The organism is Streptomyces sp. NPDC006197 (assembly GCF_040613865.1).
GTDB lineage: Bacteria > Actinomycetota > Actinomycetes > Streptomycetales > Streptomycetaceae > Streptomyces.
Map to the genome: position 1 here is coordinate 30,655 of NZ_JBEXSZ010000042.1, position 23,113 is coordinate 53,767.

Annotated in this window: 26 protein-coding genes and 3 tRNA genes; 9 read left to right on the forward strand and 20 right to left on the reverse strand. The window is 72.6% G+C overall.

Annotation, left to right across the window (positions count from 1 at the left end; translation table 11 throughout):
• The first annotated feature begins 74 nt into the window (after nucleotides 1-74).
• Nucleotides 75-707, forward strand: a complete 633-nt coding sequence (locus ABZ318_RS15825; protein WP_356903030.1) for an SDR family oxidoreductase — start codon at nucleotides 75-77, stop codon at nucleotides 705-707.
• 11 nt (nucleotides 708-718) lie between these two features.
• Here ABZ318_RS15825 and ABZ318_RS15830 read toward each other — a convergent pair whose 3' ends face one another.
• The 6 genes from ABZ318_RS15830 to ABZ318_RS15855 form a co-directional block, all read right to left on the reverse strand.
• Nucleotides 719-1,831 carry a UDP-N-acetylmuramate dehydrogenase gene (locus ABZ318_RS15830; RefSeq protein ID WP_356903031.1) on the reverse strand — a complete coding sequence of 371 codons (1,113 nt, stop codon included), beginning with the start codon at nucleotides 1,829-1,831 and terminating at the stop codon, nucleotides 719-721.
• A 6-nt stretch (nucleotides 1,832-1,837) separates the two neighbouring features.
• The gene (locus tag ABZ318_RS15835) at nucleotides 1,838-2,266 is read right to left on the reverse strand and encodes a MaoC family dehydratase (protein WP_356903032.1); all 429 of its coding nucleotides are present in this window, start codon (nucleotides 2,264-2,266) and stop codon (nucleotides 1,838-1,840) included.
• A gap of 2 nt (nucleotides 2,267-2,268) precedes the next feature.
• Nucleotides 2,269-2,721 (reverse strand): MaoC family dehydratase N-terminal domain-containing protein, encoded by a 453-nt coding sequence (locus tag ABZ318_RS15840; RefSeq protein ID WP_030687915.1) that lies wholly within the window; start codon nucleotides 2,719-2,721, stop codon nucleotides 2,269-2,271.
• A gap of 100 nt (nucleotides 2,722-2,821) precedes the next feature.
• Nucleotides 2,822-2,986 carry a 50S ribosomal protein L33 gene (gene rpmG / locus ABZ318_RS15845; RefSeq protein ID WP_003956487.1) on the reverse strand — a complete coding sequence of 55 codons (165 nt, stop codon included), beginning with the start codon at nucleotides 2,984-2,986 and terminating at the stop codon, nucleotides 2,822-2,824.
• 88 nt (nucleotides 2,987-3,074) lie between these two features.
• Nucleotides 3,075-3,147 (reverse strand) — tRNA-Met (locus ABZ318_RS15850).
• 44 nt (nucleotides 3,148-3,191) lie between these two features.
• A tRNA-Thr gene (locus ABZ318_RS15855) sits at nucleotides 3,192-3,264 on the reverse strand.
• A gap of 206 nt (nucleotides 3,265-3,470) precedes the next feature.
• Here ABZ318_RS15855 and ABZ318_RS15860 point away from each other — a divergent pair.
• Entirely contained in the window at nucleotides 3,471-4,751 is a 1,281-nt protein-coding gene (locus ABZ318_RS15860) for an amidohydrolase family protein (protein ID WP_356903033.1), read from the forward strand.
• A gap of 2 nt (nucleotides 4,752-4,753) precedes the next feature.
• Nucleotides 4,754-5,410: an NAD(P)H-binding protein gene (locus ABZ318_RS15865; protein ID WP_356903034.1), complete on the forward strand. Its 657-nt coding sequence runs from the start codon at nucleotides 4,754-4,756 to the stop codon at nucleotides 5,408-5,410.
• Nucleotides 5,411-5,463: 53 nt separating this feature from the next.
• Here the strand turns inward: ABZ318_RS15865 and ABZ318_RS15870 are convergent.
• Nucleotides 5,464-5,545: transfer RNA gene (locus tag ABZ318_RS15870), tRNA-Tyr, on the reverse strand.
• A 173-nt stretch (nucleotides 5,546-5,718) separates the two neighbouring features.
• On the opposite strand from ABZ318_RS15870, the gene ABZ318_RS15875 reads away from it, so the two are divergent.
• The 4 genes from ABZ318_RS15875 (at nucleotide 5,719) to ABZ318_RS15890 (ending at nucleotide 8,736) form a co-directional block, all read left to right on the forward strand.
• Entirely contained in the window at nucleotides 5,719-6,210 is a 492-nt protein-coding gene (locus ABZ318_RS15875; protein WP_356903035.1) for a YajQ family cyclic di-GMP-binding protein, read from the forward strand.
• Nucleotides 6,211-6,327: 117 nt separating this feature from the next.
• Nucleotides 6,328-6,861 (forward strand): methylated-DNA--[protein]-cysteine S-methyltransferase, encoded by a 534-nt coding sequence (locus tag ABZ318_RS15880; protein ID WP_356903036.1) that lies wholly within the window; start codon nucleotides 6,328-6,330, stop codon nucleotides 6,859-6,861.
• Nucleotides 6,858-7,487 carry an alpha-ketoglutarate-dependent dioxygenase AlkB gene (locus tag ABZ318_RS15885; RefSeq protein WP_356903037.1) on the forward strand — a complete coding sequence of 210 codons (630 nt, stop codon included), beginning with the start codon at nucleotides 6,858-6,860 and terminating at the stop codon, nucleotides 7,485-7,487. Before ABZ318_RS15880 ends, ABZ318_RS15885 begins: the two co-directional genes overlap by 4 nt.
• A gap of 10 nt (nucleotides 7,488-7,497) precedes the next feature.
• The gene (locus ABZ318_RS15890) at nucleotides 7,498-8,736 is read left to right on the forward strand and encodes an APC family permease (protein WP_356903038.1); all 1,239 of its coding nucleotides are present in this window, start codon (nucleotides 7,498-7,500) and stop codon (nucleotides 8,734-8,736) included.
• Nucleotides 8,737-8,830: 94 nt separating this feature from the next.
• Here ABZ318_RS15890 and ABZ318_RS15895 read toward each other — a convergent pair whose 3' ends face one another.
• The 13 genes from ABZ318_RS15895 to ABZ318_RS15955 form a co-directional block, all read right to left on the reverse strand.
• Nucleotides 8,831-9,229, reverse strand: coding sequence for a YccF domain-containing protein (locus ABZ318_RS15895; RefSeq protein ID WP_356903039.1), 399 nt, complete (start codon nucleotides 9,227-9,229; stop codon nucleotides 8,831-8,833).
• On the reverse strand, nucleotides 9,226-10,089 hold the full coding sequence (gene htpX, locus ABZ318_RS15900) for a zinc metalloprotease HtpX (protein ID WP_356903040.1): 864 nt from the start codon (nucleotides 10,087-10,089) through the stop codon (nucleotides 9,226-9,228). Before htpX ends, ABZ318_RS15895 begins: the two co-directional genes overlap by 4 nt.
• Before the next feature lie 157 nt (nucleotides 10,090-10,246).
• Nucleotides 10,247-10,705: a large conductance mechanosensitive channel protein MscL gene (mscL, locus tag ABZ318_RS15905; RefSeq protein ID WP_356903041.1), complete on the reverse strand. Its 459-nt coding sequence runs from the start codon at nucleotides 10,703-10,705 to the stop codon at nucleotides 10,247-10,249.
• 35 nt (nucleotides 10,706-10,740) lie between these two features.
• Nucleotides 10,741-12,243 carry an NADH-quinone oxidoreductase subunit N gene (locus ABZ318_RS15910; RefSeq protein WP_356903042.1) on the reverse strand — a complete coding sequence of 501 codons (1,503 nt, stop codon included), beginning with the start codon at nucleotides 12,241-12,243 and terminating at the stop codon, nucleotides 10,741-10,743.
• Nucleotides 12,240-13,793 (reverse strand): NADH-quinone oxidoreductase subunit M, encoded by a 1,554-nt coding sequence (locus ABZ318_RS15915; protein ID WP_356903051.1) that lies wholly within the window; start codon nucleotides 13,791-13,793, stop codon nucleotides 12,240-12,242. Before ABZ318_RS15915 ends, ABZ318_RS15910 begins: the two co-directional genes overlap by 4 nt.
• A gap of 27 nt (nucleotides 13,794-13,820) precedes the next feature.
• Nucleotides 13,821-15,800 (reverse strand): NADH-quinone oxidoreductase subunit L, encoded by a 1,980-nt coding sequence (locus ABZ318_RS15920; RefSeq protein WP_356903043.1) that lies wholly within the window; start codon nucleotides 15,798-15,800, stop codon nucleotides 13,821-13,823.
• Nucleotides 15,797-16,156, reverse strand: coding sequence for an NADH-quinone oxidoreductase subunit NuoK (gene nuoK, locus ABZ318_RS15925; RefSeq protein ID WP_356903044.1), 360 nt, complete (start codon nucleotides 16,154-16,156; stop codon nucleotides 15,797-15,799). Before nuoK ends, ABZ318_RS15920 begins: the two co-directional genes overlap by 4 nt.
• Nucleotides 16,156-16,722, reverse strand: a complete 567-nt coding sequence (locus ABZ318_RS15930; RefSeq protein WP_356903045.1) for an NADH-quinone oxidoreductase subunit J — start codon at nucleotides 16,720-16,722, stop codon at nucleotides 16,156-16,158. The genes nuoK and ABZ318_RS15930 overlap by 1 nt, the downstream gene beginning before the upstream one ends.
• The gene (locus ABZ318_RS15935; RefSeq protein WP_356903046.1) at nucleotides 16,719-17,270 is read right to left on the reverse strand and encodes an NADH-quinone oxidoreductase subunit I; all 552 of its coding nucleotides are present in this window, start codon (nucleotides 17,268-17,270) and stop codon (nucleotides 16,719-16,721) included. The genes ABZ318_RS15930 and ABZ318_RS15935 overlap by 4 nt, the downstream gene beginning before the upstream one ends.
• 2 nt (nucleotides 17,271-17,272) lie before the next feature.
• Entirely contained in the window at nucleotides 17,273-18,241 is a 969-nt protein-coding gene (locus ABZ318_RS15940; RefSeq protein ID WP_356903047.1) for a complex I subunit 1 family protein, read from the reverse strand.
• Nucleotides 18,238-19,626, reverse strand: coding sequence for an NADH-quinone oxidoreductase subunit C (locus ABZ318_RS15945; protein ID WP_356903048.1), 1,389 nt, complete (start codon nucleotides 19,624-19,626; stop codon nucleotides 18,238-18,240). The genes ABZ318_RS15940 and ABZ318_RS15945 overlap by 4 nt, the downstream gene beginning before the upstream one ends.
• Nucleotides 19,623-20,186, reverse strand: coding sequence for an NADH-quinone oxidoreductase subunit B (locus tag ABZ318_RS15950; RefSeq protein ID WP_190157505.1), 564 nt, complete (start codon nucleotides 20,184-20,186; stop codon nucleotides 19,623-19,625). The genes ABZ318_RS15945 and ABZ318_RS15950 overlap by 4 nt, the downstream gene beginning before the upstream one ends.
• Nucleotides 20,177-20,605 carry an NADH-quinone oxidoreductase subunit A gene (locus ABZ318_RS15955; protein ID WP_078953795.1) on the reverse strand — a complete coding sequence of 143 codons (429 nt, stop codon included), beginning with the start codon at nucleotides 20,603-20,605 and terminating at the stop codon, nucleotides 20,177-20,179. Before ABZ318_RS15955 ends, ABZ318_RS15950 begins: the two co-directional genes overlap by 10 nt.
• Before the next feature lie 330 nt (nucleotides 20,606-20,935).
• Here ABZ318_RS15955 and ABZ318_RS15960 point away from each other — a divergent pair, with 330 nt between their 5' ends.
• The gene (locus ABZ318_RS15960; protein WP_356903049.1) at nucleotides 20,936-22,138 is read left to right on the forward strand and encodes a sensor domain-containing protein; all 1,203 of its coding nucleotides are present in this window, start codon (nucleotides 20,936-20,938) and stop codon (nucleotides 22,136-22,138) included.
• A 212-nt stretch (nucleotides 22,139-22,350) separates the two neighbouring features.
• The coding region (locus ABZ318_RS15965; RefSeq protein WP_356903050.1) for a sensor domain-containing protein at nucleotides 22,351-23,113 on the forward strand (763 nt) is incomplete at its 3' end.

Genomic DNA, 23,113 nt, shown 5'->3' on the forward strand with positions numbered 1-23,113 from the left:
ACGCTTGACGTCTGAGTGAGTATCCACTCACCCTGGGGGTGAGTGAACACTTACCCACCCCGGGAGGGTGCGACATGAAGCTCACAGTCTTCGGTGCGACCGGTGGCATCGGCCAGGAGATCGTCCGGCAGGCCCTGGCCTCGGGCCACGAGGTGACGGCGGTGGTCCGGGACCCCGCACGGCTCACGGCGACGGGCTCCCGCCTGACGGTCCGACGGGCCGACCTGTCCGACCCCGAGGCCCTGCGCGGGGCGGTCGCGGGCCGGGACGCGGTGCTCTCGGGCCTCGGGGCCCGCACCCGGGCGGACGCGGGCGTGGCCGCCCGGCTGACCCGCTCGGTGCTCGCGGCGATGGAGGCCGAGAGGACGCGCCGGCTCCTGGTGGTCAGCGCGGCCCCGCTGGGCCCGGTCCCGGACGGCCAGGCCCTCGTCGACAAGGCCATGCTGACGATCATCAACAACGTCCTGAAGGACGTCTACGCCGACCTGCGGGTCATGGAGTCGGACCTCGCCGCGAGCAGCGCCGACTGGACGGCCGTACGCCCGCCCAAGCTGACGAACGGGCCGGGCACCGGCCGCTACCGCAAGGTCGTCGGCGGCACCCCGCCCCGGGGCCGCTCCCTGGCCCGCGCGGACGTGGCGCACGCGATGCTGGCGATGATCGACGACCCCGCGACGGTCGGGCAGGGCGTCGGCGTCGCGTACTAGAGCTCCGCGCCCTAGAGCTCCACGCCCACCGTCACGGGCTCGTTGACGAGAGTGACCCCGAAGGCCTCGTGCACCCCTGCGACGACCTCGCGGGCGAGGGCGAGGAGGTCCTCGGTGGTCGCCTCGCCGCGGTTGGTGAGGGCGAGCGTGTGCTTGGTGGAGATCCGGGCGGGCCCGGAGCCGTACCCCTTGGTGAAGCCCGCCTTGTCGATCAGCCAGGCCGCCGAGGTCTTGGTGAAGGAGGTGCCCACGGGGAACGCCGGCGCCTGGGCCCCGGGGCCGAGGCGCTCGGCCACGCGGGCCCGGAAGGCCTCGAATTCCTCGTTCGTGAGGATCGGGTTGGTGAAGAAGGATCCGGCGGACCAGGTGTCGTGGTCCTCGGGGTCCAGGACCATGCCCTTGCTCGCGCGCAGCTTCAGGACGGTCTCGCGGGCGTGGGCGAGCGGCACCCGGTCGCCCATCTCGACGCCGAGGGCGCGGGCGGTCTGCTCGTAGGCGATCGGGGCGGACATGCCGCCGGCGTCCTCCAGCTCGAAACGGACGCGCAGCACGACGTAGGTGTCCGGCAGCTTCTTGAAGAGGCTGTGCCGGTACGAGAAGTCGCACTGCTCGTTCGTCAGCGTGACGACCTGGTGGTCGTCCCTGTCGTACGCCACGACCTCGGTGATCGTGGCGGAGACGTCCTGTCCGTACGCGCCGACGTTCTGGATGGGGGTCGCGCCGACCGAGCCGGGGATGCCGGCCAGGCACTCGATCCCGGCGAGTCCGGCTTCGACGGTCCGGGCGACGACGTCGGTCCAGACCTCACCGGCGGCGACCTCGAGCCGAGTCCCGTCGAGGGTGAAGCCGGTGGTGGCGATGCGCAGCGCGGTGCCGTCGAAGCCCTTGTCCCCGATGACCAGGTTGGACCCGCCGCCGATGATCAGCAGCGGGGACCCGGTGACCTCGGCCTCGCGGATCGCGGTGATGACCTCGTCGTCGGTGGTGGCGGTGACGAGCCGGGTGGCGGGGCCGCCGAGCCGGAAGGTGGTCAGGGGCGCGAGGGGGGCGTCGTTGAGGAGCTGCACGGGCTCAAGAGTACGTTCCGCTCGCGGGAGGAAGGTTCCCTCCCGCGAGCGGAACATCGGCCGTCAGGCGAGGCGGACCACGGCCCGGCTCATGCCGAGCACCTTCTGCCCGGCGCTCGTGGCCGTGATGTCGACCCGCACCTGCTGGTCGTCCAGCTTGGCGGCGACCTTGGCGGAGACCTCGATCAGGGCACCGGACTCGTCGTTGGGGACGACGACCGGCTTGGTGAAGCGGACGCCGTACTCGACCACGGCGGCGGGGTCGCCGGCCCAGTCGGTGACGACGCGGATCGCCTCGGCCATGGTGAACATGCCGTGGGCGATGACGTCCGGGAGGCCGACCTCGACCGCGAACTTCTCGTTCCAGTGGATCGGATTGAAGTCACCGGAGGCGCCGGCGTACCGCACGAGCGTGGCGCGGGTCACGGGGAAGGTCTGGGCGGGCAGCTCGGTGCCGACCTCGACCTCGTCGTAGGCGATCTTCGCGGTCATGGTCAGGCCCCCTCGGGTGCGCGGGAGACGAGCTTGGTCCAGGCGGTGACGACGTGCTCGCCGGAGGCGTCGTGGACCTCGCCGCGGATGTCCAGGATGTCGTTGCCGGCGAGGGACTTGATCGCCTCGATGGTGGAGGTGACCGAGAGCCGGTCCCCGGCGCGTACGGGCCGGGTGTAGGCGAATTTCTGGTCGCCGTGGACGACGCGGCTGTAGTCGAGGCCCAGCTGCGGGTCCTCGATGACGGCGCCGGCCGCCTTGAACGTGATGGCGAACACGAAAGTGGGCGGGGCGATCACATCGGAATGTCCGAGCGCCTTGGCCGCCTCGGTGTCGGTGTACGCGGGATTGGCGTCACCGATCGCCTCGGCGAACTCACGGATCTTCTCGCGGCCGACCTCGTAGGGCGCGGTGGGCGGATAGGTCCGGCCCACGAAGGACTGGTCGAGCGCCATGGACTCGATACCTCCTGGATTTGTTGCCGATGTTGCCGGTGATGCCGATAAACGACACGAGGCCGCCCCCGGGTGGGGACGGCCTCGTGTACGAGCCTGATTAGCGCGTCTCGCGGTGCGCCGTGTGCGAGTTGCAGCGGGGGCAGTGCTTCTTCATCTCAAGACGGTCCGGGTTGTTACGCCGGTTCTTCTTGGTGATGTAGTTCCGCTCCTTGCACTCCACGCAGGCCAGCGTGATCTTCGGGCGGACGTCGGTGGCAGCCACGTGAGTGCTCCTTGACGGACGGATAGACGGATGAACGCATAGAAGAGTAGCCGATCGCAGGACCGACCCCACAATCGGCTACTGTCTGTAGCGGTGACCGGACTTGAACCGGTGACACAGCGATTATGAGCCGCTTGCTCTACCGACTGAGCTACACCGCTTTGATGATCCGGACCCCGCCCGAAGGCGGGATCCCTCTCACCAGAGCCCCAATACGGAATCGAACCGTAGACCTTCTCCTTACCATGGAGACGCTCTACCGACTGAGCTATTGGGGCGAGCGAGGAAGACATTACACGGTCTCCGGCCCATCGCCCAAATCCGTTTCCCCGGGGCCTCCCGACAGCCCTCACCAGGCGTCCCGTACGCCACTCGTGGCCTCATCGGTACGACTATTGCGCTCCTCCTCGAAGGTCGCTCCGGGCGCCCCTAGGCTCGGCCCCACGCTGCGTGATCTTGATCTTGAGGAGTCTTGAGGAGCCCGATGTCAGCCGACAGCAAGCAGCCCCAGCCGCCCGAGGACGGGGCCGCCACCACCGCCGACTCGACCTCGCTCCTGCTCTCCCACGCGCGGCTCACCGACGGACGGACCGTGGACGTACGGCTCGTCGGCGGGCGGATCGAGGCCGTCGGCACCGCGGGCAGCCTCACCACCGTGGGCGCCCGCGTCGACCTCGCCGGCTACCTCCTGCTGCCCGCCGCCGCCGAACCCCACGCCCACGCCGACACCGCGCTCTCCGCCGACACCCCCGGCCCCGTCTCGTACGCCCCCGAGGAGGTGCAGCGGCGGGCCACCGAGGCCGCGCTGCTCCAGCTCGGCCACGGCGCGACGGCGCTCCGCGCGCACGTGCGCATCGGCGACGTCCACGGGCTCGGCCCGCTCGAAGCGGTGCTGCAGGCCCGGCGCTCGCTGCGCGGCCTCGCCGACCTGACGGCCGTCGCCGTGCCCCGGCTGCTCACGGGCGTCGCGGGGGCGGACGGGCTCGCGATGCTGCGGGACGCGGTGAAGATGGGCGCCGGGGTGGTCGGCGGCTGCCCCGACCTCGACCCGGACCCGGCCGGATACACGGAGGCCGTCCTCGACGTCGCGGCCGAGCACGGCGTCCCGGTCGACCTGCACACCGACGGGGACGACCCGGCCCGCCTCGCCCGGCTCGCGGCGATGGCCGGCGGACTGCGGCCCGGGGTCACGATCGGACCGTGCGCCGGGCTCGCCCGGCTCCCCTCCGACGCGGCGAGCCGGACGGCGGACCGGCTGGCGGCGGCCGGGGTGACGGTGGTCTGCCTGCCCCAGGGCGGCTGCGGGGGCACGGAACTGCGCGGAGCGGCGCCGGTGCGGCTGCTGCGGGCGGCCGGGGTGCGGGTCACGGCGGGCAGCGGGGCGCTGCGGGACGTGGCGAACCCGGTGGGGCGCGGGGACCCGCTGGAGGCGGCCTACCTGCTGGCCTCGCTCGGCGGGCTGCCGCCCCAGGAGGCGTACGGGACGGTGAGCGCGCAGGCGCGGGAGGCGATGGGCCTGCCGGAGGTGCGGGTGGAGGCCGGCTTCCCGGCGGAGCTGCTCGCGGTGCGCGGCGAGCGCCTGGCGGGCGTGCTGTCCCTCGCGTACAGCCGGATCGTGGTGCACCGGGGGCGGGTGGTGGCCCGGACGAGCGCGGTGCGGGAGTACTGCGACTCGGCGGCGGCCCTGGACCTGCCGCGTCAGGCGCGCCCGGAGCGGCCGCCCGAGCCGGGGAGCCCTCCGGCCGGACCCGACGTACGGTCGTGAGTATGCGCATCGTCATCGCTGGAGGACACGGACAGATCGCCCTGCGCCTGGAGAGGCTGCTGTCGGCGGCCGGGCACGAGGTCGCGGGGATCATCCGCAGACCGGAGCAGGGCAACGACCTGCGGGAGGCGGGCGCCGAGCCCGTCGTCCTGGACCTGGAGTCGGCGTCGGTCGAGATGGTGGCCGCGGTGCTGCAGGGCGCCGACGCGGCCGTCTTCGCGGCGGGCGCGGGCCCGGGCAGCGGCGCCGACCGCAAGGACACGGTGGACCGGGCGGCGGCCGTCCTGTTCGCCGACGCGGCGGAACGCGCGCGCGTACGGCGCTACATCGCCGTCTCCTCGATGGGCGCGGACGCCTCCCACCCGGGCGACGAGATCTTCGACGCCTACCTCCGGGCGAAGGGCGCGGCCGACGACGAGATCCGCTCCCGTACGGCCCTGGACTGGACGATCCTGCGCCCCGGCTCCCTGACGGACGACGCGGGCACGGGCATGGTCCGCCTGGAGGCCCGCACGGGCCGCGGGCCGATCCCCCGGGACGACGTGGCCGCGGTCCTCGCCGAACTCCTCGACACCCCGGCGACCGCCGGCCTGACCCTGGAACTGATCGCCGGCTCGGTCCCGCTCTCGGTCGCCGTGAAGGACGTGGCCGGCAACTGACCGGGAACGACGAAGAAGGTCCCCGGTGCAAGCACCGGGGACCTTCTTCAGTGTGGCGACGCCAGGATTCGAACCTGGGTAGGCTAAGCCGACGGATTTACAGTCCGCTCCCATTGGCCACTCGGGCACATCGCCATGGGTTCGCTGCCTTGGTTCACCGCTTTCCTGCGGTGTTCCCCGGCAACGACGTAAACAATACCTGATCCCCGGGGGTGCTTCGCCACCCGGTTGATCAGCGGTTCGGCCGGCGGCTCACCCCCTAGGCTTTGGGGCGTACCCCACAGCATCCGAGCAAGGAGCCACGAGTCATGGCCGACTCCAGTTTCGACATCGTCTCCAAGGTCGAGCGGCAGGAGGTCGACAACGCCCTCAACCAGGCCGTGAAGGAGATCTCCCAGCGCTACGACTTCAAGGGAACCAACGCCTCGATCTCCTGGTCGGGCGAGAAGATCCTGATGCAGGCGAACGGCGAGGAGCGCGTCATGGCGATCCTCGACATCTTCCAGTCCAAGCTCATCAAGCGCGGGATCTCGCTCAAGTCGCTGGACGTCGAGGGCGAGCCGCAGCTGTCCGGCAAGGAGTACAAGCTCTTCGCCTCCGTGCAGGAGGGCATCTCCCAGGAGAACGCCAAGAAGGTCGCGAAGACCATCCGCGACGAGGGCCCCAAGGGCGTCAAGGCCCAGGTCCAGGGCGACGAGCTGCGCGTCAGCTCGAAGAGCCGGGACGACCTGCAGGCCGTGCAGGCGCTGCTCAAGGGCAAGGACTTCGACTTCGCGATCCAGTTCGTCAACTACCGCTGACCTCGCGCCGATCTCGTACCGGGTCATGAGGGTCGTGTCCGAATACCGCCAGCCCGGGGCTGGGCGGCCCCCGCACACTGGGTCTCCGGAAGACCCGTACGGGGAGAGGAACCAGTCATGACCGTGTACGCGTACGTCGACGGCCCCCTGGGCGAGATGCTCCTCGTCGGGCAGCTCGCCGAAGGGGGCCGAGCCGTGCTGCGCTCGCTGTCCCTGCCGGGGCAGAAGGGCGCCGTGGAGGTCGAGGCGGGCTGGACCCCGGCGCCCGAGGCGTTCACCGACGTCGCTGGGCAGCTGGGCGAGTACTTCGCCGGCCGCCGCGACCGGTTCGACCTGCCGCTCGCCGACGACGCCGGGACCGAGTTCCAGCGGCGCGTCTGGCGGGCCCTGGAGGAGATCCCGTACGGGACCACCGTCTCGTACGGGGAGATCGCCCGACGGGTCGGTTCGCCCGGCGCCGGGGTACGGGCCGTGGGCACCGCGATCGGCCGCAATCCGCTGCTCGTGGTGCGGCCCTGCCACCGGGTGATCGGCGCCGACGGGAGCCTGCGCGGGTACGCCGCCGGGCTCGAGCGGAAAGAGCGGCTCCTCGGGCTCGAAGGCGCCCTCGAAGGCACTCTCGAAAGCCCCCTCGAAGGCGCCCTCGTGTGAGCGAGGGGCTCTTCCCCCGCGAGCGGGCCACCGTGGCGCCCGGGGCGGTGCACGTGCCCGCGTGGCTACCGTTCGCGCGCCAGCGGGAGCTGGTGGACGCCTGCCGGGAATGGGGACGCGGACCCTTCCCGTACCGGCACACCGTGCTGCCCGGCGGCGGCGTCATGTCGGTGCGCTCGCTGGCCCTGGGCCGGCAGTGGGTGCCGTACCGCTACCTCGACGCGGTCGGGGTCGAACTGCCCGACTGGCTGGTCGAGCTGGGCCGGGAGGCGCTCGTCGAGGCGTACGGCGAGCACGGCGGCTTCACCCCCGACACCGCGCTCGTGAACTTCTACGCGCCGGGCGCGCGCATGGGCATGCACCAGGACCGGGAGGAGCGCTCCTCCGCGCCGGTGGTGTCGCTGAGCCTCGGGGACCGGTGCGTGTTCCGCTTCGGGAACGAGGAGAACCGCGGCCGGCCGTACCAGGACGTCGACCTGGTCTCCGGCGACCTCTTCGTCTTCGGCGGGGCTTCGCGCTGGGTTCACCACGGGGTCCCCAAGGTGTTCCCGGGGACGGCCGAGCCGGCGCTCGGCCTGGTGGGGCGGCTGAACATCACGCTCAGGGAGACCGGGCTCAGCGTTTAATGTGCGGAGCATGACACCGGAACTGCGCCGCTCCCTGGGCCTCTTCGACGCGGTCGTGATCGGCCTCGGCTCGATGATCGGGGCGGGGATCTTCGTCGCGCTCGGGCCCGCCGCGGACGCGGCCGGCTCCGGAGCCGGGCTGCTCTGGGCGCTCGGGCTCGCCGCCGTCGTCGCGTACTGCAACGCCATGGCCTCGGCGCGGCTCGCCGCCCGCCACCCGGCCTCCGGCGGCACGTACGTGTACGGTCGCGAACGCCTCGGCTCGTTCTGGGGATACCTCGCCGGCTGGGCGTTCGTCGCCGGCAAGACCGCCTCGTGCGCGGCCATGGCACTCACGGTCGGGGCGTACGTGTGGCCGGAGCAGGCGCACGCGGTGGCCGTCGCCGCCGTCGTGGCCCTGACCGCCGTCAACTACGGGGGAGTTCAGAAGTCGGCGCTCCTCACGCGGGTGATCGTGGCGGTGGTCCTCGCCGTCCTCGCCTGCGTGGTCACCGTGACCTTCGGGGCCGGCGGGGAGGGGCTCCCGGCGCTCGGCGGGGAGTTCACGACGGGCGGGGTTCTCCAGGCCGCAGGTTTGCTCTTCTTCGCGTTCGCGGGGTACGCGCGGATCGCCACGCTCGGCGAAGAGGTCCGCGACCCGGCCCGCACCATCCCCCGGGCCGTGCCGCTCGCCCTCGGCATCGCGCTCGCCGTCTACGCGCTCGTCGCCGTCGGCGTGCTCACCGCCCTCGGCCCCTCCGCCCTCGCCGTCTCCCCCGCGCCCCTCGCCGACGCGGCCCGCGCCGCGGACGCCGCCTGGCTGGTGCCGCTGGTCACCGCCGGCGCGGCGGTCGCCGCCCTGGGCTCGCTGCTCTCCCTGATCCTCGGGGTGTCCCGTACGACCCTGGCGATGGCCCGCGACGCGTACCTGCCGACGGCCCTCGCGGCCGTGCACCCCCGCTACCGGGTCCCGCACCGGGCGGAGCTCGCGGTGGGCGCGGTGGTGGCCGTGGTGGCGGCGACGGTGGACGTGCGGGGCGCGATCGGCTTCTCGTCGTTCGGCGTCCTCGTCTACTACGGGATCGCGAACGCCTCCGCCTGGACCCTCGGCGGCCGCGCCCGCCACCTGGCCGCCCTCGGCCTCGCCGGCTGCGCCGCCCTCGCCTTCGCCCTCCCCCTCGGCTCCGTCCTGGCGGGCTCGGGCGTCGTGGCGGCGGGGGTGGTGGCCTGGGCGGTGAGCCGGGGGCGAGCGGTGCCACCACGGGCGTGAGCCTGCCGGGCCCCGTCGGGGCGATCGTTCCGCTGGGCGGGACCTGCCCACACGGGCGGGGCACCGCCCGGCGGGCACGCGCCCGCGCGGCGCGTCAGCGGCCTGCGTAGCCGTACGGCTGGTCCGTCGGGACGATCTCCTTGCCCAGCGGCAGCAGCGACACCGGAATCATCTTGAAGTTCGCGAGGCCCAGCGGGATGCCGATGATCGTGATGCACAGCGCGATCCCGGTCGTGATGTGGCCGAGCGCGAGCCACCACCCCGCGAGGACCAGCCACAGCACGTTGCCGACGCAGGACGGCGCGCCCGCGTCGCGGCGGTCGACGACTGTCTGGCCGAAGGGCCAGAGCGCGTAGAGGCCGATACGGAAGGCGGCGAGTCCGAAGGGGATGCCGATGATCGTGATGCAGAGCAGGACGCCCGCGAGCACGTAGCCCAGGAACATCCAGAACCCGCACAGGACCAGCCATATGACGTTGAGGATCGTCTTCACGGGCGTCGACCTGCCATCTGTTCGAGCCGGGCGATGCGCTCGGCCATCGGCGGATGGGTGGAGAACATCTTGGAGAGGCCCTGCCCGGGCCGGAAGGGGTTCGCGATCATCATATGACTCGCGGTCTCGATCTTCGGCTCGGGCGGCAGCGGCAGCTGCTTGGTGCCGGCCTCCAGCTTCCGCAGGGCGCTGGCCAGGGCCAGCGGGTCCCCGGTGAGCTGGGCGCCGGAGGCGTCGGCCTCGTACTCGCGGGAGCGGGAGATGGCGAGCTGGATGACCGAGGCGGCGATCGGGCCGAGGAGCATGATCAGGAGCATGCCGAGCAGCCCCGGACCGTCGTCGTCGTTGGAGCGGCCGACCGGGATCAGCCAGGCGAAGTTGACCAGGAACATGATCACGGAGGCGAGCGCTCCGGCGACCGAGGAGATGAGGATGTCCCGGTTGTAGACGTGGCTCAGCTCGTGTCCGATGACCCCGCGGAGCTCGCGTTCGTCGAGGATGGCGAGGATGCCCTCGGTGCAGCAGACGGCGGCGTTGCGCGGGTTGCGGCCGGTCGCGAAGGCGTTGGGCGCCTGGGTGGGCGAGATGTAGAGCCGGGGCATGGGCTGGCGCGCCTGCGTGGAGAGCTCGCGCACCATCCGGTAGAGCGCGGGGGCCTCGAACTCGCTCACCGGGCGGGCGCGCATGGCCCGCAGCGCCAGCTTGTCGCTGTTCCAGTACGCGTACGCGTTGGTGCCGAGCGCCACGAGCAGCGCGACGATCAGCCCCGTACGTCCGAAGAAGCTGCCGATGACGATGATGAGGGCCGAGAGCCCTCCGAGGAGGACGGCGGTCCTCAGCCCGTTGTGCCGGCGGTGCACGGTACGCCCTCCAGGTGGTGCGGCAGGGGAACCCTTTTCCTCGCGGTGGTCTACTCGTCCAGTGGACCCTCCCGTACGGGTCAACGCCAGGCGAGAGGCTCGGGTTCCCCGGCTCGCACGGGGCGCCGTGTGGGCCGTGCGGGTGAGCCGCCGCCCGCTAGCGGGCGGCGGGGAACTTCTCCAGGCTCCCCAGGCCGAGGGCGGTGGGCTCGACCTCGCTGGTGCAGTGGGCGCAGCGGGAGGCGATGGCCGGGATCTCGGTGAAGCAGCGGGGGCAGTCGCGCTTCTCCGCCTTGGGGTCCTTCGCCTCCTCCTTGGCGAACCTCTCCTGGATCTTCGTCATGGGGACGACGATGAGGAAGTAGAGGACCGCGGCGGTGATGACGAACGCTATGGCGGCGGCGATCGCCAGACCGTAGGGGAAGTCGGTCTTGCCGATGGTGAACTTGGCCTCGCTGAAGTCGCCGACCGAGCCGGTCGCCAGACCGATGAGCGGGGTGATGAACGCCTTGCTGAAGCCGGTGACGACCGCCGTGAACGCCGAGCCGACGGCCAGGCCGATGGCCATGGAGACGACGTTCCCGCGAAGTATGAAGTCCTTGAATCCGTTCAGCACGGGTGGTCGCTCCTCGGTGTTTCCGGGTGTGGGGGTCAGAACAAGGTCGTCGCCGCGAAGCGGAGGGCGAACTGCGGGTAGCCCGACAGCACGGCCCCGGCGGCGGCGGTCAGCACGATCGCCAGGGTGACCGGCGCGGTGGCCTTGTGCGGGGCGGGCGTTCCCTCCGGCGCGCCCTCCGGCGCGCGGAAGAGCAGGGCCGTCCAGCGCAGGTAGTAGTAGAGCGCGATCACGACGTTGACGCCCATGATCACGGCCAGCCACCCGAGGCCCGCGTCGACGGCCGCCGAGAAGACGGTCACCTTGGCGAAGAGGCCGATGATACCCGGGGGCAAACCGGCCAGATTCAGGAGGAAGAACCCGAGCACGAGAGCGGAGGCGGGGCTGGCGGCGTACAGGCCCCGGTAGTCCGCGATCCGGTTCCCGGGGTGGGCGCGGGCGACGACCGCGACGACCGCGAAGGCGCCGAGGTTCACGACGGCGTACATCAGGGCGTACGCGACGGTGGCGCCGATCTGGTCGTCGCCGGAGTACGCGGCGGCCGCGATCGGCACCAGGAGGTAGCCGGCCTGGGCGACGGAGGACCAGGCGAGGAGCCGTACCGCGCTCCACGCGCGCGTGGAGACCTGGCGGAGGGCGGCGACGTTGCCGGCGGTCATGGTGAGCGCGGCGAGGACGGCGAGCGCCGGGCCCCACACGTCCGCGTACGACGGGAAGGCGACGACGGTCACCAGGATCAGGCCGGTGAAGCCGACGGCCTTGCCGACAACGGAGAGGTAGGCGGCGACGGGCAGCGGGGCGCCGACGTAGGTGTCGGGCACCCAGAAGTGGAAGGGGACGGCGGCCGTCTTGAAGGCGAAGCCGACGAGGGTGAGGGCGACGCCGGCCTCGGCGAGGGTCTGGAGCTGTCCGGGGACGTCGTCGAGGCGCTGGGCGACCTCCGTGAGGTGGAGGGTGCCGGTCGCCGCGTACACGAAGCTGACGCCGAGGAGGGTGACGGCGGTCGCGGTGACGGAGGAGAGGAAGAACTTGAGCGCGGCCTCGCCGGACATGCGGTCGCCGCGCTTGAGGCCGACGAGCGCGAACGCGGGCAGCGAGGCGACTTCGAGGGCGACGACGAGCGTGGCGAGGTCGCGGGAGGCGGGCAGCAGGGCGGCGCCGGCGGCGGAGGAGAGCAGCAGGAACCAGTACTCGCCGGCCGGGAGCCTCTCGCGGGTCGCGTCCAGGGAGAGGAGCGCGGTGAGCAGCGCGCCGGCGAGGACGAGCAGCTGGATGACGAGGGTGAAGTGGTCGGCGGTGTAGCTGCACGCCTCGGTGCGGGTGTCGGCGGTGAGGCAGAAGGTCTCTCGGTCGCCGGAGCGCAGCGGCAGGAGGAGGGCGAGGGAGGCGGTGAGGCCGCCGATCGCGGTCCAGCCGAGGAGCTGCTTGCGCTCCTGGGGGACGAAGAGGTCGGCGACGAGGACGAGGAGCGCGACCACGGCGGTGAGGGTCGGGGGCGCGATCGTGAGCCAGTCGACGGACTGGACGAGGGACGTCATCGGGTGCCTCCCGCGAGGAGCTGCTGGACGGCCGGGTCGGTGAGGCCGAGGAGGACGGCGGGCCAGAGTCCGGCGAGGACGGTGAGGGCGACGAGCGGGGTCCAGGCGGCGAACTCGTACCCCTGGACGTCGGTGATCGCCGTCTCCCCGGCGGGTCGGGGGCCGCCCATGCAGACGCGGCGGACGACGACGAGGAGGTAGGCGGCGGTGAGGAGGGTGCCGAAGGCGCCGATCGCCATGAAGGTGAGGAAGGCGGGGCGGCTGAGCCCGGCGGCCGGGTCGAAGGCGCCGAAGAGGGCGAGCATCTCGCCCCAGAAGCCGGCGAGGCCGGGCAGTCCGAGGGAGGCGACGGCGGCGAAGGCGAGGAGGGCGCCGAGGCGGGGGGCACGGCCGTAGAGGGCGGCGCCGGTGGCGCCGGCGAGGGTGTCGAGGTCGGCGGTGCCGTACCGGTCCTTGACGGCGCCGACCAGGAAGAAGAGCAGGCCGGTGATGAGGCCGTGGGCGATGTTGGCGAAGAGTGCGCCGTTGACGCCGGTGGGGGTCATGGTGGCGATGCCGAGGAGCACGAAGCCCATGTGGCCGACGGAGGAGTACGCGATGAGGCGCTTGAGGTCGCCCTTGTTGCCGGGCTTCGCGAGGGCGAGGCAGGCGAGCGATCCGTAGATGATCCCGGCGACGGCGAAGGCGGCGAGGTACGGGGCGAAGGTCCGCATGCCGTCGGGGGTGATCGGCAGGACGATCCGGACGAAGCCGTACGTGCCCATCTTGAGCAGGACGCCGGCGAGGAGGACGGAGCCGACGGTCGGGGCGGCGGTGTGGGCGTCCGGGAGCCAGCTGTGCAGCGGCCACATCGGGGTCTTCACGGCGAGCCCGAGGCCGATCGCGAGAACGGCGATGACCTGCACCGATGTGGTCAGTCCGCGGCCGTTGTCAGTGGCGAGTGCCACCATGTCGAACGTGCCCGCCTTCACGCCGATGAGGAGCAGGCCGAGCAGCATGACGACGGAGCCGAGCAGCGTGTAGAGGATGAACTTCCAGGCGGCGGCCTGCCTGCCCTCGCCGCCCCAGCGGGCGATGAGGAAGTACATCGGGATGAGGACCATCTCGAAGGCCAGGAAGAACAGGACGAGGTCGAGGACGGCGAAGGTGGCGAGGGTGCCGGACTCCAGGACGAGCAGGAGCGCGACGAAGGCCTTCGGGGACGGGCCCGACGGCATCTTGAAGTAGCTGTACAGCGCGCAGAGGAAGGTCAGCAGCGCGGTCAGGACCAGGAGGGGGAGGGAAATGCCGTCGACACCGAGGTGGATGCGCACGTCGAGTGCCCTGATCCAGCTGATGTCCGTCGTGGCCTGCATCTTCGACGGGTGGTCGTGGTCGAAGCCGAGCGCGAGGACGAGTGCGGCCAGCAGGACGACGCCGGTGACGGTGACGCCGTGGCGGAGCACGGCCTGGTCGGGTGACTTCCCCTTCAGCCCGGGCGGGGCCGGGAGGAGAGCGGCGGCGGCGCCGGCCAGCGGGCCGACGACGATCAACGCGAGAAGGAACTGCATCACGGATTCGCTGATATCGATCACGGCTCACGCTCCGGCGACGGCGTTGGCGAGGGCGACGGCGACGATCGCCAGGACGACGGAGCCGGCGAGCAGGGCGCTCAGGTAGGTCTGGACGTTGCCGGTCTGGGCGCGGCGGACGAGCCATCCGAGGCCCTTCGCGCCGTTCCCCGCGGCTCGTACGTAGGTGTCGACGACCTCGCGGTCCAGGAAGCGGACCAGGGAGGCGGCGGCGAGTACGGGGCGGACGAAGGCGGTCCGGTAGACGGCGTCCAGGTGGAAGCCGACGGCGGCCGGTCCGTGCAGCGGCCCCAGGAGGGCGCGGCCGGGGTCGGCCGGGTCCTCGGCGGGGTGCGGCAGGTGCAGCGCCTCGGCCTCGACCCGGCCCGCCTCCGCGTCGGGGTGGGCGACGTGCGGCACGGGGACCGGGGCGGGGGTGCGGGCCGCGAGGGTGCGCCAGACCGCGTAGGTGATCACGGCTCCGGCGGCGGCGAGGCCCGTGCCGAGGACGGCCGTGGTCAGGGTCGGGGTGAGGGGGTGCCCGTCGAACCAGTCGTCGAGGTACGTGACGGTCAGGCCGAAGCCCAGGGAGGGGATCGCGAGGACCCACAGGACGCTGGTCATCGCGATCGGCTGGCGCCCGTGATCGGGCGCCTCGGGGCCGCGGCCGCGGAAGGTCCGCAGCCAGAGGCGGAGCGCGTAGGCGGCGGTGAGCAGGGCGGTCAGCAGGCCCGCGACGAGGACGGTCCAGCCGGCCCCGGCGGGGGCGACGTCACGCTCGCCGAGGGCGGTGTGCTCGGCGGCCACGAGGACGGCTTCCTTGGAGAAGAAGCCGGCGAAGGGCGGGATCGCGGCGAGCGCGAGGAGGGCGACGGTCATCGTCCAGTACGCGTCGGGGATGCGCTTGGCGAGCCCGCTCATGCGGGACATGGCGGTGAGCGAGTTCGTGCCGGCGGCGTGGATGACCGCGCCGGCGGCGAGGAACAGCAGCGCCTTGAACGCGGCGTGCGAGAGGAGGTGGAAGACGGCGGCCCCGCGGTCGCCGACGGCGAGGGCCCCGGCCATGTAGCCGAGCTGTCCGATCGTCGAGTAGGCGAGGACCCGCTTGATGTCGTCCTGGGCGAGCGCGGCGAGCGCCGAGCCGACCATGGTGATCGCGGCCATCACGGCGAGGACGGTCATCGCGGCGGCGGAGGCGGCGAAGACCGGGAGGAGACGGGCCGTGAAGTAGATGCCGGCGGCGACCATCGTCGCCGCGTGGATGAGCGCGGAGACGGGGGTGGGGCCGGCCATGGCGTCCGGGAGCCAGGTGTGGAGCGGGAACTGCGCGGACTTGCCCGCGACGCCGGCGAGCAGCAGCAGCGCGATCAGGGTGGGGTGGTCGAGGCCGCCGCTCGCGACGGCGCCGAGGACGCCCGTGATCCGGAACGTGCCCGCGTCGGCGGCGAGGGCGAAGAGACCGATGAGGAAGGGGACGTCACCGAGCTTGGTGACGAGGAAGGCCTTCAGGGAGGCGGACCGGGCCTCGGGGGTCTCCCAGTAGTGGCCGACGAGGAAGTACGAGCAGATGCCCATGACCTCCCAGCCGACCAGGAGCACCATCAGGTCGCCGGAGTAGACGACGAGCAGCATCGCGGAGGTGAAGAGGGAGACGAGCGCGGCGTACGAGGGGTAGCGCGGGTCCTCGCGGAGGTAGCCGGTCGAGTAGATCTGCACGCAGGTGGCGACGACACCGACGAGGACGGCGACGAGCGCGGCGAAGCCGTCGATGTGAAGGCTCAGATCGATAGGGACGGAGCCTGTTGGCGTGAGCTGAGTGGCCGCGTTGATCGCCTGGTCCCCGCCCTGGCGGGCGGCTACCAGGACGGCCAGGACGGCGGCGGCGAGCGTCGGCAGCACGGCCAGCGGGCGGACGAAGCCGGGCGCGGTCCTGCCGAGCAGGAGTCCGGCGGCGGAGCCGAGGAAGGGGAGGAGGGGGACGAGGACGGCGAGGGTGGTCGTGGTCACGCGGCGGCCTCGGCCTTCTCCTCGGCGGACGGCTGTTCTTCGGCCGACGGCCGTTCCTTGGTGTCGCGCAGGCGGTCGACGTCCGAGGTGCCGCGGTTGCGGTGGACCATCAGGACGATGGCGAGTCCGATGCCGATCTCCGCGGCGGCGACGGCGATGGTGAAGAGGGTGAGGGCCTGGCCGGCGTGGAGGGTGTCACGGAGCCAGACGTCGAAGGCGACCAGGTTGAGGTTGACGGCGTTGAGCATCAGCTCGACGGACATCAGGACCAGGATCGCGTTGCGGCGGGCGAGGACGCCGTAGAGGCCGACGGCGAAGAGGAGGGCGGCGAGGACGGCCGGGTAGGCGAGGTGCATCAGCGCTCGTCCTCCTTCTTCTTCCGGGAGAGGACGATGGCGCCGACCAGGGCGGCGAGGAGCAGCACGGACAGCGCCTCGAAGGGCAGCACCCAGTGCCGGAAGAGGATCTCGCCGGTCACGTCCGTGGAGCCCTGGGCGGGCCCGTCCAGATCGATCCAGGTCGTGCGGAACGCGTCGACGACGACCCAGACGAGGGCGGCCGCGGCGGCCAGGGCGACGGCGAGGGCGACCGGCCGGTTGCCGGAGTCGGCGTCCGGGGAGCGGCCGATGGGGGCCTTGGTGAGCATGAGACCGAAGAGGAGGAGGACGACGACGGAGCCGACGTAGATCAGGACCTGGACCCAGGCGATGAACTCGGCGGTCAGGAGCAGGTACTCGACGGCCAGCCCGCCGAGCGCCACGACCAGCCAGAGGGCGGCGTGCACCAGCTGGCGGGTGGTGACGGTGACGAGGGCGGCGCCGAGGGTGGCGAGGCCGACGAGGACGAAGGCGATCTCGACGCCGGTGGGCGAGAGGAAGCCGTGGGCCCCGGCCGCGGCCTGGGCTGTTGCGGTGAGGGTCACTGCTGGTCCTCCGTGGCCGCCGCCGCCTGGGCGGCCGCCTTCTCCGCCGCCTTGCGGGCCGCGGCGATCTCCTTCGGCTCCTCCGCGCGCGGGTCGAGCGCGGGCGGCTCGGGGACCGTCCACATCCACTCGCGGAGCTTGTCGCGCTCGTGGGTGAGCTCGTGGATGTCGGTCTCCGCGTACTCGAACTCGGGCGACCAGAACAGCGCGTCGAAGGGGCAGACCTCGATGCAGATCCCGCAGTACATGCAGAGCGAGAAGTCGATGGCGAAGCGGTCGAGGACGTTGCGGCTGCGCTCGCGGCCGCCGGGGGCGGCGGGCGGCACCGTCTCCTTGTGGGAGTCGATGTAGATGCACCAGTCGGGGCACTCACGGGCGCAGAGCATGCAGACCGTGCAGTTCTCCTCGAACAGGCCGATGACCCCGCGGGTGCGGGGCGGCAGCTCGGGCTGCACGTCCGGGTACTGCGCGGTGACGTTCTTGCGCGTCATCGTGCGGAGCGTGACGGCGAGCCCCTTGGCGAGGCCGGAGCCGGGGATGGGAGGCATGGTTACTGGATCGCCACCTTCACGATGCCGGTGAGCGCGATCTGCGCCAGGGCGAGCGGGACGAGCGTCGTCCAGGCCAGCTTCTGCAGCTGGTCCTCGCGGAGCCGCGGGTAGGACACGCGCAGCCAGATCACGACGAACGCGAGCACGGCCGTCTTGAGGAGGGTCCAGAGCCAGCCGAGGCCGTCGCCGCCGAAGGGGCCGTGCCAGCCGCCGAGGAAGAGGACGGTGGTGAGACCGCAGAGGACGACGATGCCCGCGTACTCGGCGAGCAGGAAGAGCGCGAAGCGGAGACCGGTGTACTCGGTGTACGCGCCGAAGATGATCTCCGAGTCGGCGACGGGCATGTCGAACGGCGGGCGCTGCAGCTCGGCGAGCCCGGCGGTGAAGAACACCAGCGCGCCGACGATCTGCCAGGGCACCCACCACCACTCGAAGCCGTTCAGGATGCCCGGGAGCGAGACGGTGCCGGCGGCCATCGCGACGGACGCGGCGGCGAGCAGCATCGGCAGTTCGTACGCGAGGAGCTGGGCGGCCGTGCGGAGGCCGCCGAGCAGCGAGAACTTGTTCGCCGAGGCCCAGCCGGCCATCAGGCTGCCGAGGACGCCGACGCCCATGACGGCGAGCACGAAGAAGACGCCCGCGTCGACGACCTGGCCGACCGCGCCCTCGCTCGGGCCGATCGGGATCGCGAGGAGGACGAGGAGGTACGGGAGGAGGGCGACGGCCGGCGCGAGCTGGAAGATCCGCCGGTCCGCGTTCTCCGGGACCACGTCCTCCTTCTGCGCGAACTTCACGCCGTCGGCGACGAGCTGGGCCCAGCCGTGGAAGCCGCCCGCGTACATGGGGCCGAGGCGGCCCTGCATGTGGGCCATGACCTTGTGCTCGGTCTGCCCGACGACGAGCGGCAGCACGAGGAAGCACACGAAGACGACGATCAGCCGGAGGGCGACGTCGAGTACGTCGTTCACGCGGGATCGCCTCCGGCGGGGTCGTTGGGGGTGTCGGTACGGTCCCGCCCGGCGGGCGGCTCGTGGGTACGGTCTCCGCCCGCGCCGACGGCACGGGCGTCCTCGGGCCGGGGGGCCCGGGGGTCTGCGGGGACGGGGGCGTCCGGCTCGGGGGCCGGGGTGGCCGCCGGGGCCGGAGCCTCAGGCTCGGGCGCGGAAGCCGGGGTGCCTTCCGGGGCCGGAGCCTCCGGCTCGGGGGCCGGGGTGGCCGTCGGAGCCGGGGTTTCCGTTGCGGAAGGCGTGGCCGGGGGTGGCGTCTCGTCGTCGAAGGCCGGGCGGGCGTGGTGCCACGGGGCGTCCGAGCTGCGGGTACGCGGAGTGGCGGCCCCCGCTCGGGGCGCGGCCGCGTCCGGGGCCTGCTGGCTCGCCGAGCCGTCCGCAGCCGAGCGGGACCGGCGCGGCGGGCGGGCCGGGGCCTCCGGGGACGTACCCGGGTCCGGGGTCGCGCCCGGCTCCGGGGTCGCCTGGCTGACCGAGCCGTCGGACGTGGAGCGGGAGCGGCGCGGCGGGCGGGCCGCCGGAGCGTCCGGCGCCGCGTCCTGCCCCGCGGCCGCAGCCGTCTGGCTCGCGGAGCCTTCGGACGCCGAGCGGGAGCGGCGTACGGGAGCAGCGGGGTCCGCCTGGGTCGCCGAGCCCTCCGACGCCGAGCGGGAGCGGCGTACCGGAGCGGCCGGGTCCGGCTGGGGCGCCGAGCCCTCCGTGGCCGTGCGGGTCCGGCGGGCCGGGCGGTCGCCGGCCGCCGCCCGGGCGGGGCGGGCGGGGGCCGGCGGGAGCTGGCCCTTGAGCGGGCCCCATTCGTTGGGGTCCGGAACGCCCGGCGGAAGCATCTGGCGGCGCTTGGGGCCGCCGTCGTGCGACTCGCCCGGCTCCTTCGCGCCCGGCCACGCCTTGGCGACCCGGGCCGCCAGGACGAAGTCCTTGCGGAGCGGGTGGCCCTCGAAGTTCTCGGGGAGCAGGAGGGGGACGAGGTGCGGGTGGCCCTCGAAGGCCACGCCGAACATCTCGTGCGTCTCGCGCTCGTGCCAGCCCGCGCCCGCGTACACACCGATCGCCGTGGGGAGGGCGGGGGCCTCGTGCGGGACCGTCGTGCGCAGCAGGAGGCGCTTCGGGGCCCCCTCCCCCAGCGCCACCACGTGCGCGCAGACGCGGAAGCCGGTGCCCGGCTCGTCCACGGCGCTCAGCCAGTCGAAGTACGTGCAGCCGAGGGCGTCCCTGGCGGTCTCGAGCGCCGTGAGCCAGGCCGACGGCGGGACGTCGACGGTCAGCAGGTCGTACGCCTGCTCCGCCGTCGCCTCCTCGCCGAAGACCTCCGTCACGGCGTCGGGGAGGGAGTCGTAGGCGGTCATGCCGTGCCTCCCGGGCGCTCGACCAGGGGGCTCGTCAGCTGGGAGACCGTGGCGGCGGTCGCGTACCGCTCGGCCAGGCTCTCCCGGGCGATCTTCTCCTGGAGCTTGAGGATGCCCTGGAGCAGCGCTTCCGGGCGCGGCGGGCAGCCCGGCACGTAGACGTCCACCGGGATGATCTGGTCGACGCCCTTGGTGACGGAGTACGAGTCCCAGTACGGGCCGCCGCAGTTCGAGCAGGCGCCGAAGGAGATGACGTACTTCGGCTCCGGCATCTGCTCGTACAGACGCTTCACCGCCGGCGCCATCTTGTCCGTCACCGTGCCCGAGACGATCATCAGGTCGGCCTGGCGCGGGCCCGGCGCGAAGGGGATCACGCCGAGCCGGATGAAGTCGTGCCGGGCCATGGACGCGGCGATGAACTCGATCGCGCAGCAGGCGAGGCCGAAGTTGAAGACCCACAGGCTGTAGCGGCGGCCCCAGTTCAGGACCACCTTCATCGGCTCCGGGGCCAGACGGGCGAGCGGCCCCAGCTTCGGAGCGGGCAGGGGTGTTACGTCCATGACAGGACGCCCTTCTTGTACGCGTAGAGCAGCCCCACGGCCAGGAAGCCGAGGAAGACGAACATCTCGACCAGGGTCGTGGCGCCGTATCCGGGCGCGGCGAAGACCGTCGCCCAGGGGAAGAGGAAGATCGAGTCGACGGCGAAGATGACGTAGAGGAAGGCGTACACGTAGTAGCGGACCTGGGTGTGGGCCCAGCCCTCCCCCACGGGGTCGACACCGCACTCGTAGGTGAGGAGTTTCTCGGGCGTCGGCACGACGGGCCTGAGCAGCCGGTTGGCCGAGAAGGCCACGGCGACGAAGAGCACGCCGACGACGGCGAGCACGCCGACGACGGAGTACGTCTGGAAGTAGTCCGCCGCGTCTGCCGCGACAACGGTCGGTTCCCGCACGTCCGCCCCTCGGTCTCGGTGTCTCATGAGTCACTTCTGTACGGACGCGAGTCTAGGCCCTGCTAAAGGGACCGTAAGCAGGCGCGGGTGCCTTCACGGCTGCCTCGCGGGCAGCTCCGTAGTTGCCTCGTCAGTAGCTTCGCCGGTACCTCGCGCATGGCTTCGCCGGTGCTCGTCGGCGGCTGGGCGGTCGCCTCGCGCGTGGCTTCGCCGGTGGTCGTCGGCAGCTGGGCGGTCGCCTCGCGCATGGCTTCGCCGGTGGCTTTCCCGATGCCCTCGCCGGTGGGGATATCCCCCCTCCCGCTCACCCACCTCCCCCATGGCGTCGCGCCGCCCCCGACCGGCAGTCTGGAGACCATGAGCGCCGATCTTGATCCCGCCGAGACCTCCCGGTCCTCCGGCCAGCCCTCCGGGGCCGCCGAAGCCCCCCGTCCGCCGCTGCGGCTCGCCTACGGGAAGGAGACCTGGAAGGAGATCGCCTTCCTCCTCTCCAACCTCTTCACGGCACTGGCCGGTTTCGTCTATGCGGTCGTGACCGTCGCGGTCGGCGTGGGCCTCTCCGTCACCGTGATCGGGCTGCCGCTGCTCGCCCTCGGTCTCGGCGGCGCCCGTCTCATCGGCCGGTCGGAGCGGGCACGGGCCCGCGCGCTGCTCGGGGTGCAGGTCGCCGAGCCCTCCCCGCCGCCGCGGCACCGCGGTTTCTTCGGCTGGCTGTGGGCCTCGCTGAAGGACCCGGTGGCCTGGCGGACCCAGCTGTACGGGCTGATCCGGCTGCCCTGGGGGATCGTGACGTTCACCGTCGCGCTCGTCTCGCTCTTCGTCCTCTGGCCCGTCCTGCCCTTCCTGGCCCGCGGTCTGGCCGGCGCCGACCGGGGCATGGTCCGGGGGCTGCTCTCGCCCTCCGACGAGCTGGAGCGGCGGATCGCCGAGCTGGAGTCGGACCGGGGCGTGGTCGTCGACACCGCCGCCGCCGACCTGCGGCGCATCGAGCGCGACCTGCACGACGGCGCGCAGGCCCGGCTCGTGGCGCTCGCGATGGGCCTGGGGCTCGCCAAGGAGAAGCTGATCGAGGACCCGGAGGCCGCCGCGGCGATGGTCGACGAGGCGCACGGCGAGGTGAAGCTCGCCCTCCAGGAGCTGCGGGACCTCGCCCGGGGCATCCACCCGGCGGTCCTCACCGACCGGGGACTGGGCGCCGCCCTCTCCTCCGTCTCCGCGCGCTGCACGGTGCCGGTGAAGGTGAACGTGGACCTGGCCGAGCGGCCGGCCGAGGCGATCGAGGGCATCGCGTACTTCACCGTGTCCGAGCTCCTCCAGAACGTTTCCAAGCACGCGCGCGCCCGGTCCGCCTCCGTGGACGTCTGGCGGGCCGGGAACCGGCTGCTGCTCCAGGTGCGCGACGACGGGGCCGGCGGGGCGCGCCTCGACGGCGGTACGGGTCTCGCCGGGCTCGCGGAGCGGCTCGGCGCGGTCGACGGGGTGCTCGTCCTCGACTCCCCGGAGGGGGGTCCGACGACGGTCACGGCGGAGCTGCCGTGGCGCTCCCGGCCGGGGGCGTGACGCGGGGGTGGGGAAAACCCCCGCCCGCAGACGCCCACCCGCCTCATGGTCCGGCGGGGCGCGGGACGGAACCCTGGAACACGTACCGCCCGCCCCTCCGAATAAGGACCTCCGAGAAGGACCTCCGGGCACGACCTCCGGGCACGACCTCCGGGCAGGGCGTCCCAGCAAAGCCTCCGAGCAGGGTCTCCGAGCAGAGAAGGAACACCGCGATGGCCTCCCACCGACTCCCCGCCGCGATCCGCGCGCCGTTCGAGGCCCGCACCTGGCGCGCCTTCGTGTACGTGCTGATCGGCCTGCCGCTGAGCGTCTGCTGGTTCGCGCTCTCCATCGCCTTCGTCTCGGCCGGCGCCGGGCTGCTCATCACCTTCCTCGGCGTGCCGGTCCTGGCCGGGGCGCTCGCGATGTGCCGGGGCTTCGGCGCGGTCGAGCGGGCCCGGGCGCGAGGACTGCTCGACCTCGACGTGGCCGCGCCGGAGCCGGTGCGCGGGCGGACCGGCGGGGCGTTCTCCTGGATGGGCGCCATGCTGAAGAGCGGCGCGTCGTGGCGGCACCTGCTGTACGCGATCCTGCACATGCCGTGGGCGGTGTTCTCCTTCTCGGTCACGGTGGCACTGTGGGGCTGGGGCTGGAGCCTCTTCACGTATCCGCTGTGGCAGTGGGTCTTCCCCCTGTGGGTGGGACAGGACGGGATCCAGCTGTACGGCGACCGGAACCACGCCTTCTACCTCGACACGCCCTTCGAGCTGGCCGTGACCAGCGCGATCGGGCTCGTGTTCGTCCTCGCCGGACCGTGGGTGCTGCGCGGGCTCGTCTCCGTCGACCGGCTCCTCGTCTCCGGGCTCCTCGGCCCGTCCCGGCTGGCCTCCCGCGTCACCGAGCTGGAGTCGGACCGGGGCGTGGTCGTCGACACCGCCGCCGCCGACCTGCGGCGCATCGAGCGCGACCTGCACGACGGCGCGCAGGCCCGGCTCG

Excerpts from the sequence above, each read along its gene's own strand:
- ABZ318_RS15890 (WP_356903038.1), top strand. The coding sequence starts at position 7,498 with ATGACACCGGAACTGCGCCGCTCCCTGGGCCTCTTCGACGCGGTCGTG.
- ABZ318_RS15825 (WP_356903030.1), top strand. The coding sequence starts at position 75 with ATGAAGCTCACAGTCTTCGGTGCGACCGGTGGCATCGGCCAGGAGATC.
- ABZ318_RS15960 (WP_356903049.1), top strand. The coding sequence starts at position 20,936 with ATGAGCGCCGATCTTGATCCCGCCGAGACCTCCCGGTCCTCCGGCCAG.
- ABZ318_RS15830 (WP_356903031.1), bottom strand. The coding sequence starts at position 1,831 with ATGTTCCGCTCGCGGGAGGGAACCTTCCTCCCGCGAGCGGAACGTACT.
- ABZ318_RS15915 (WP_356903051.1), bottom strand. The coding sequence starts at position 13,793 with ATGCAGTTCCTTCTCGCGTTGATCGTCGTCGGCCCGCTGGCCGGCGCC.
- ABZ318_RS15910 (WP_356903042.1), bottom strand. The coding sequence starts at position 12,243 with ATGACGTCCCTCGTCCAGTCCGTCGACTGGCTCACGATCGCGCCCCCG.
- ABZ318_RS15840 (WP_030687915.1), bottom strand. The coding sequence starts at position 2,721 with ATGGCGCTCGACCAGTCCTTCGTGGGCCGGACCTATCCGCCCACCGCG.
- ABZ318_RS15950 (WP_190157505.1), bottom strand. The coding sequence starts at position 20,186 with ATGGACGTAACACCCCTGCCCGCTCCGAAGCTGGGGCCGCTCGCCCGT.
- ABZ318_RS15880 (WP_356903036.1), top strand. The coding sequence starts at position 6,328 with ATGACCGTGTACGCGTACGTCGACGGCCCCCTGGGCGAGATGCTCCTC.
- ABZ318_RS15860 (WP_356903033.1), top strand. The coding sequence starts at position 3,471 with ATGTCAGCCGACAGCAAGCAGCCCCAGCCGCCCGAGGACGGGGCCGCC.
- ABZ318_RS15935 (WP_356903046.1), bottom strand. The coding sequence starts at position 17,270 with ATGCCTCCCATCCCCGGCTCCGGCCTCGCCAAGGGGCTCGCCGTCACG.
- ABZ318_RS15945 (WP_356903048.1), bottom strand. The coding sequence starts at position 19,626 with ATGACCGCCTACGACTCCCTCCCCGACGCCGTGACGGAGGTCTTCGGC.
- nuoK (WP_356903044.1), bottom strand. The coding sequence starts at position 16,156 with ATGCACCTCGCCTACCCGGCCGTCCTCGCCGCCCTCCTCTTCGCCGTC.
- ABZ318_RS15875 (WP_356903035.1), top strand. The coding sequence starts at position 5,719 with ATGGCCGACTCCAGTTTCGACATCGTCTCCAAGGTCGAGCGGCAGGAG.
- ABZ318_RS15955 (WP_078953795.1), bottom strand. The coding sequence starts at position 20,605 with ATGAGACACCGAGACCGAGGGGCGGACGTGCGGGAACCGACCGTTGTC.
- ABZ318_RS15835 (WP_356903032.1), bottom strand. The coding sequence starts at position 2,266 with ATGACCGCGAAGATCGCCTACGACGAGGTCGAGGTCGGCACCGAGCTG.
- ABZ318_RS15865 (WP_356903034.1), top strand. The coding sequence starts at position 4,754 with ATGCGCATCGTCATCGCTGGAGGACACGGACAGATCGCCCTGCGCCTG.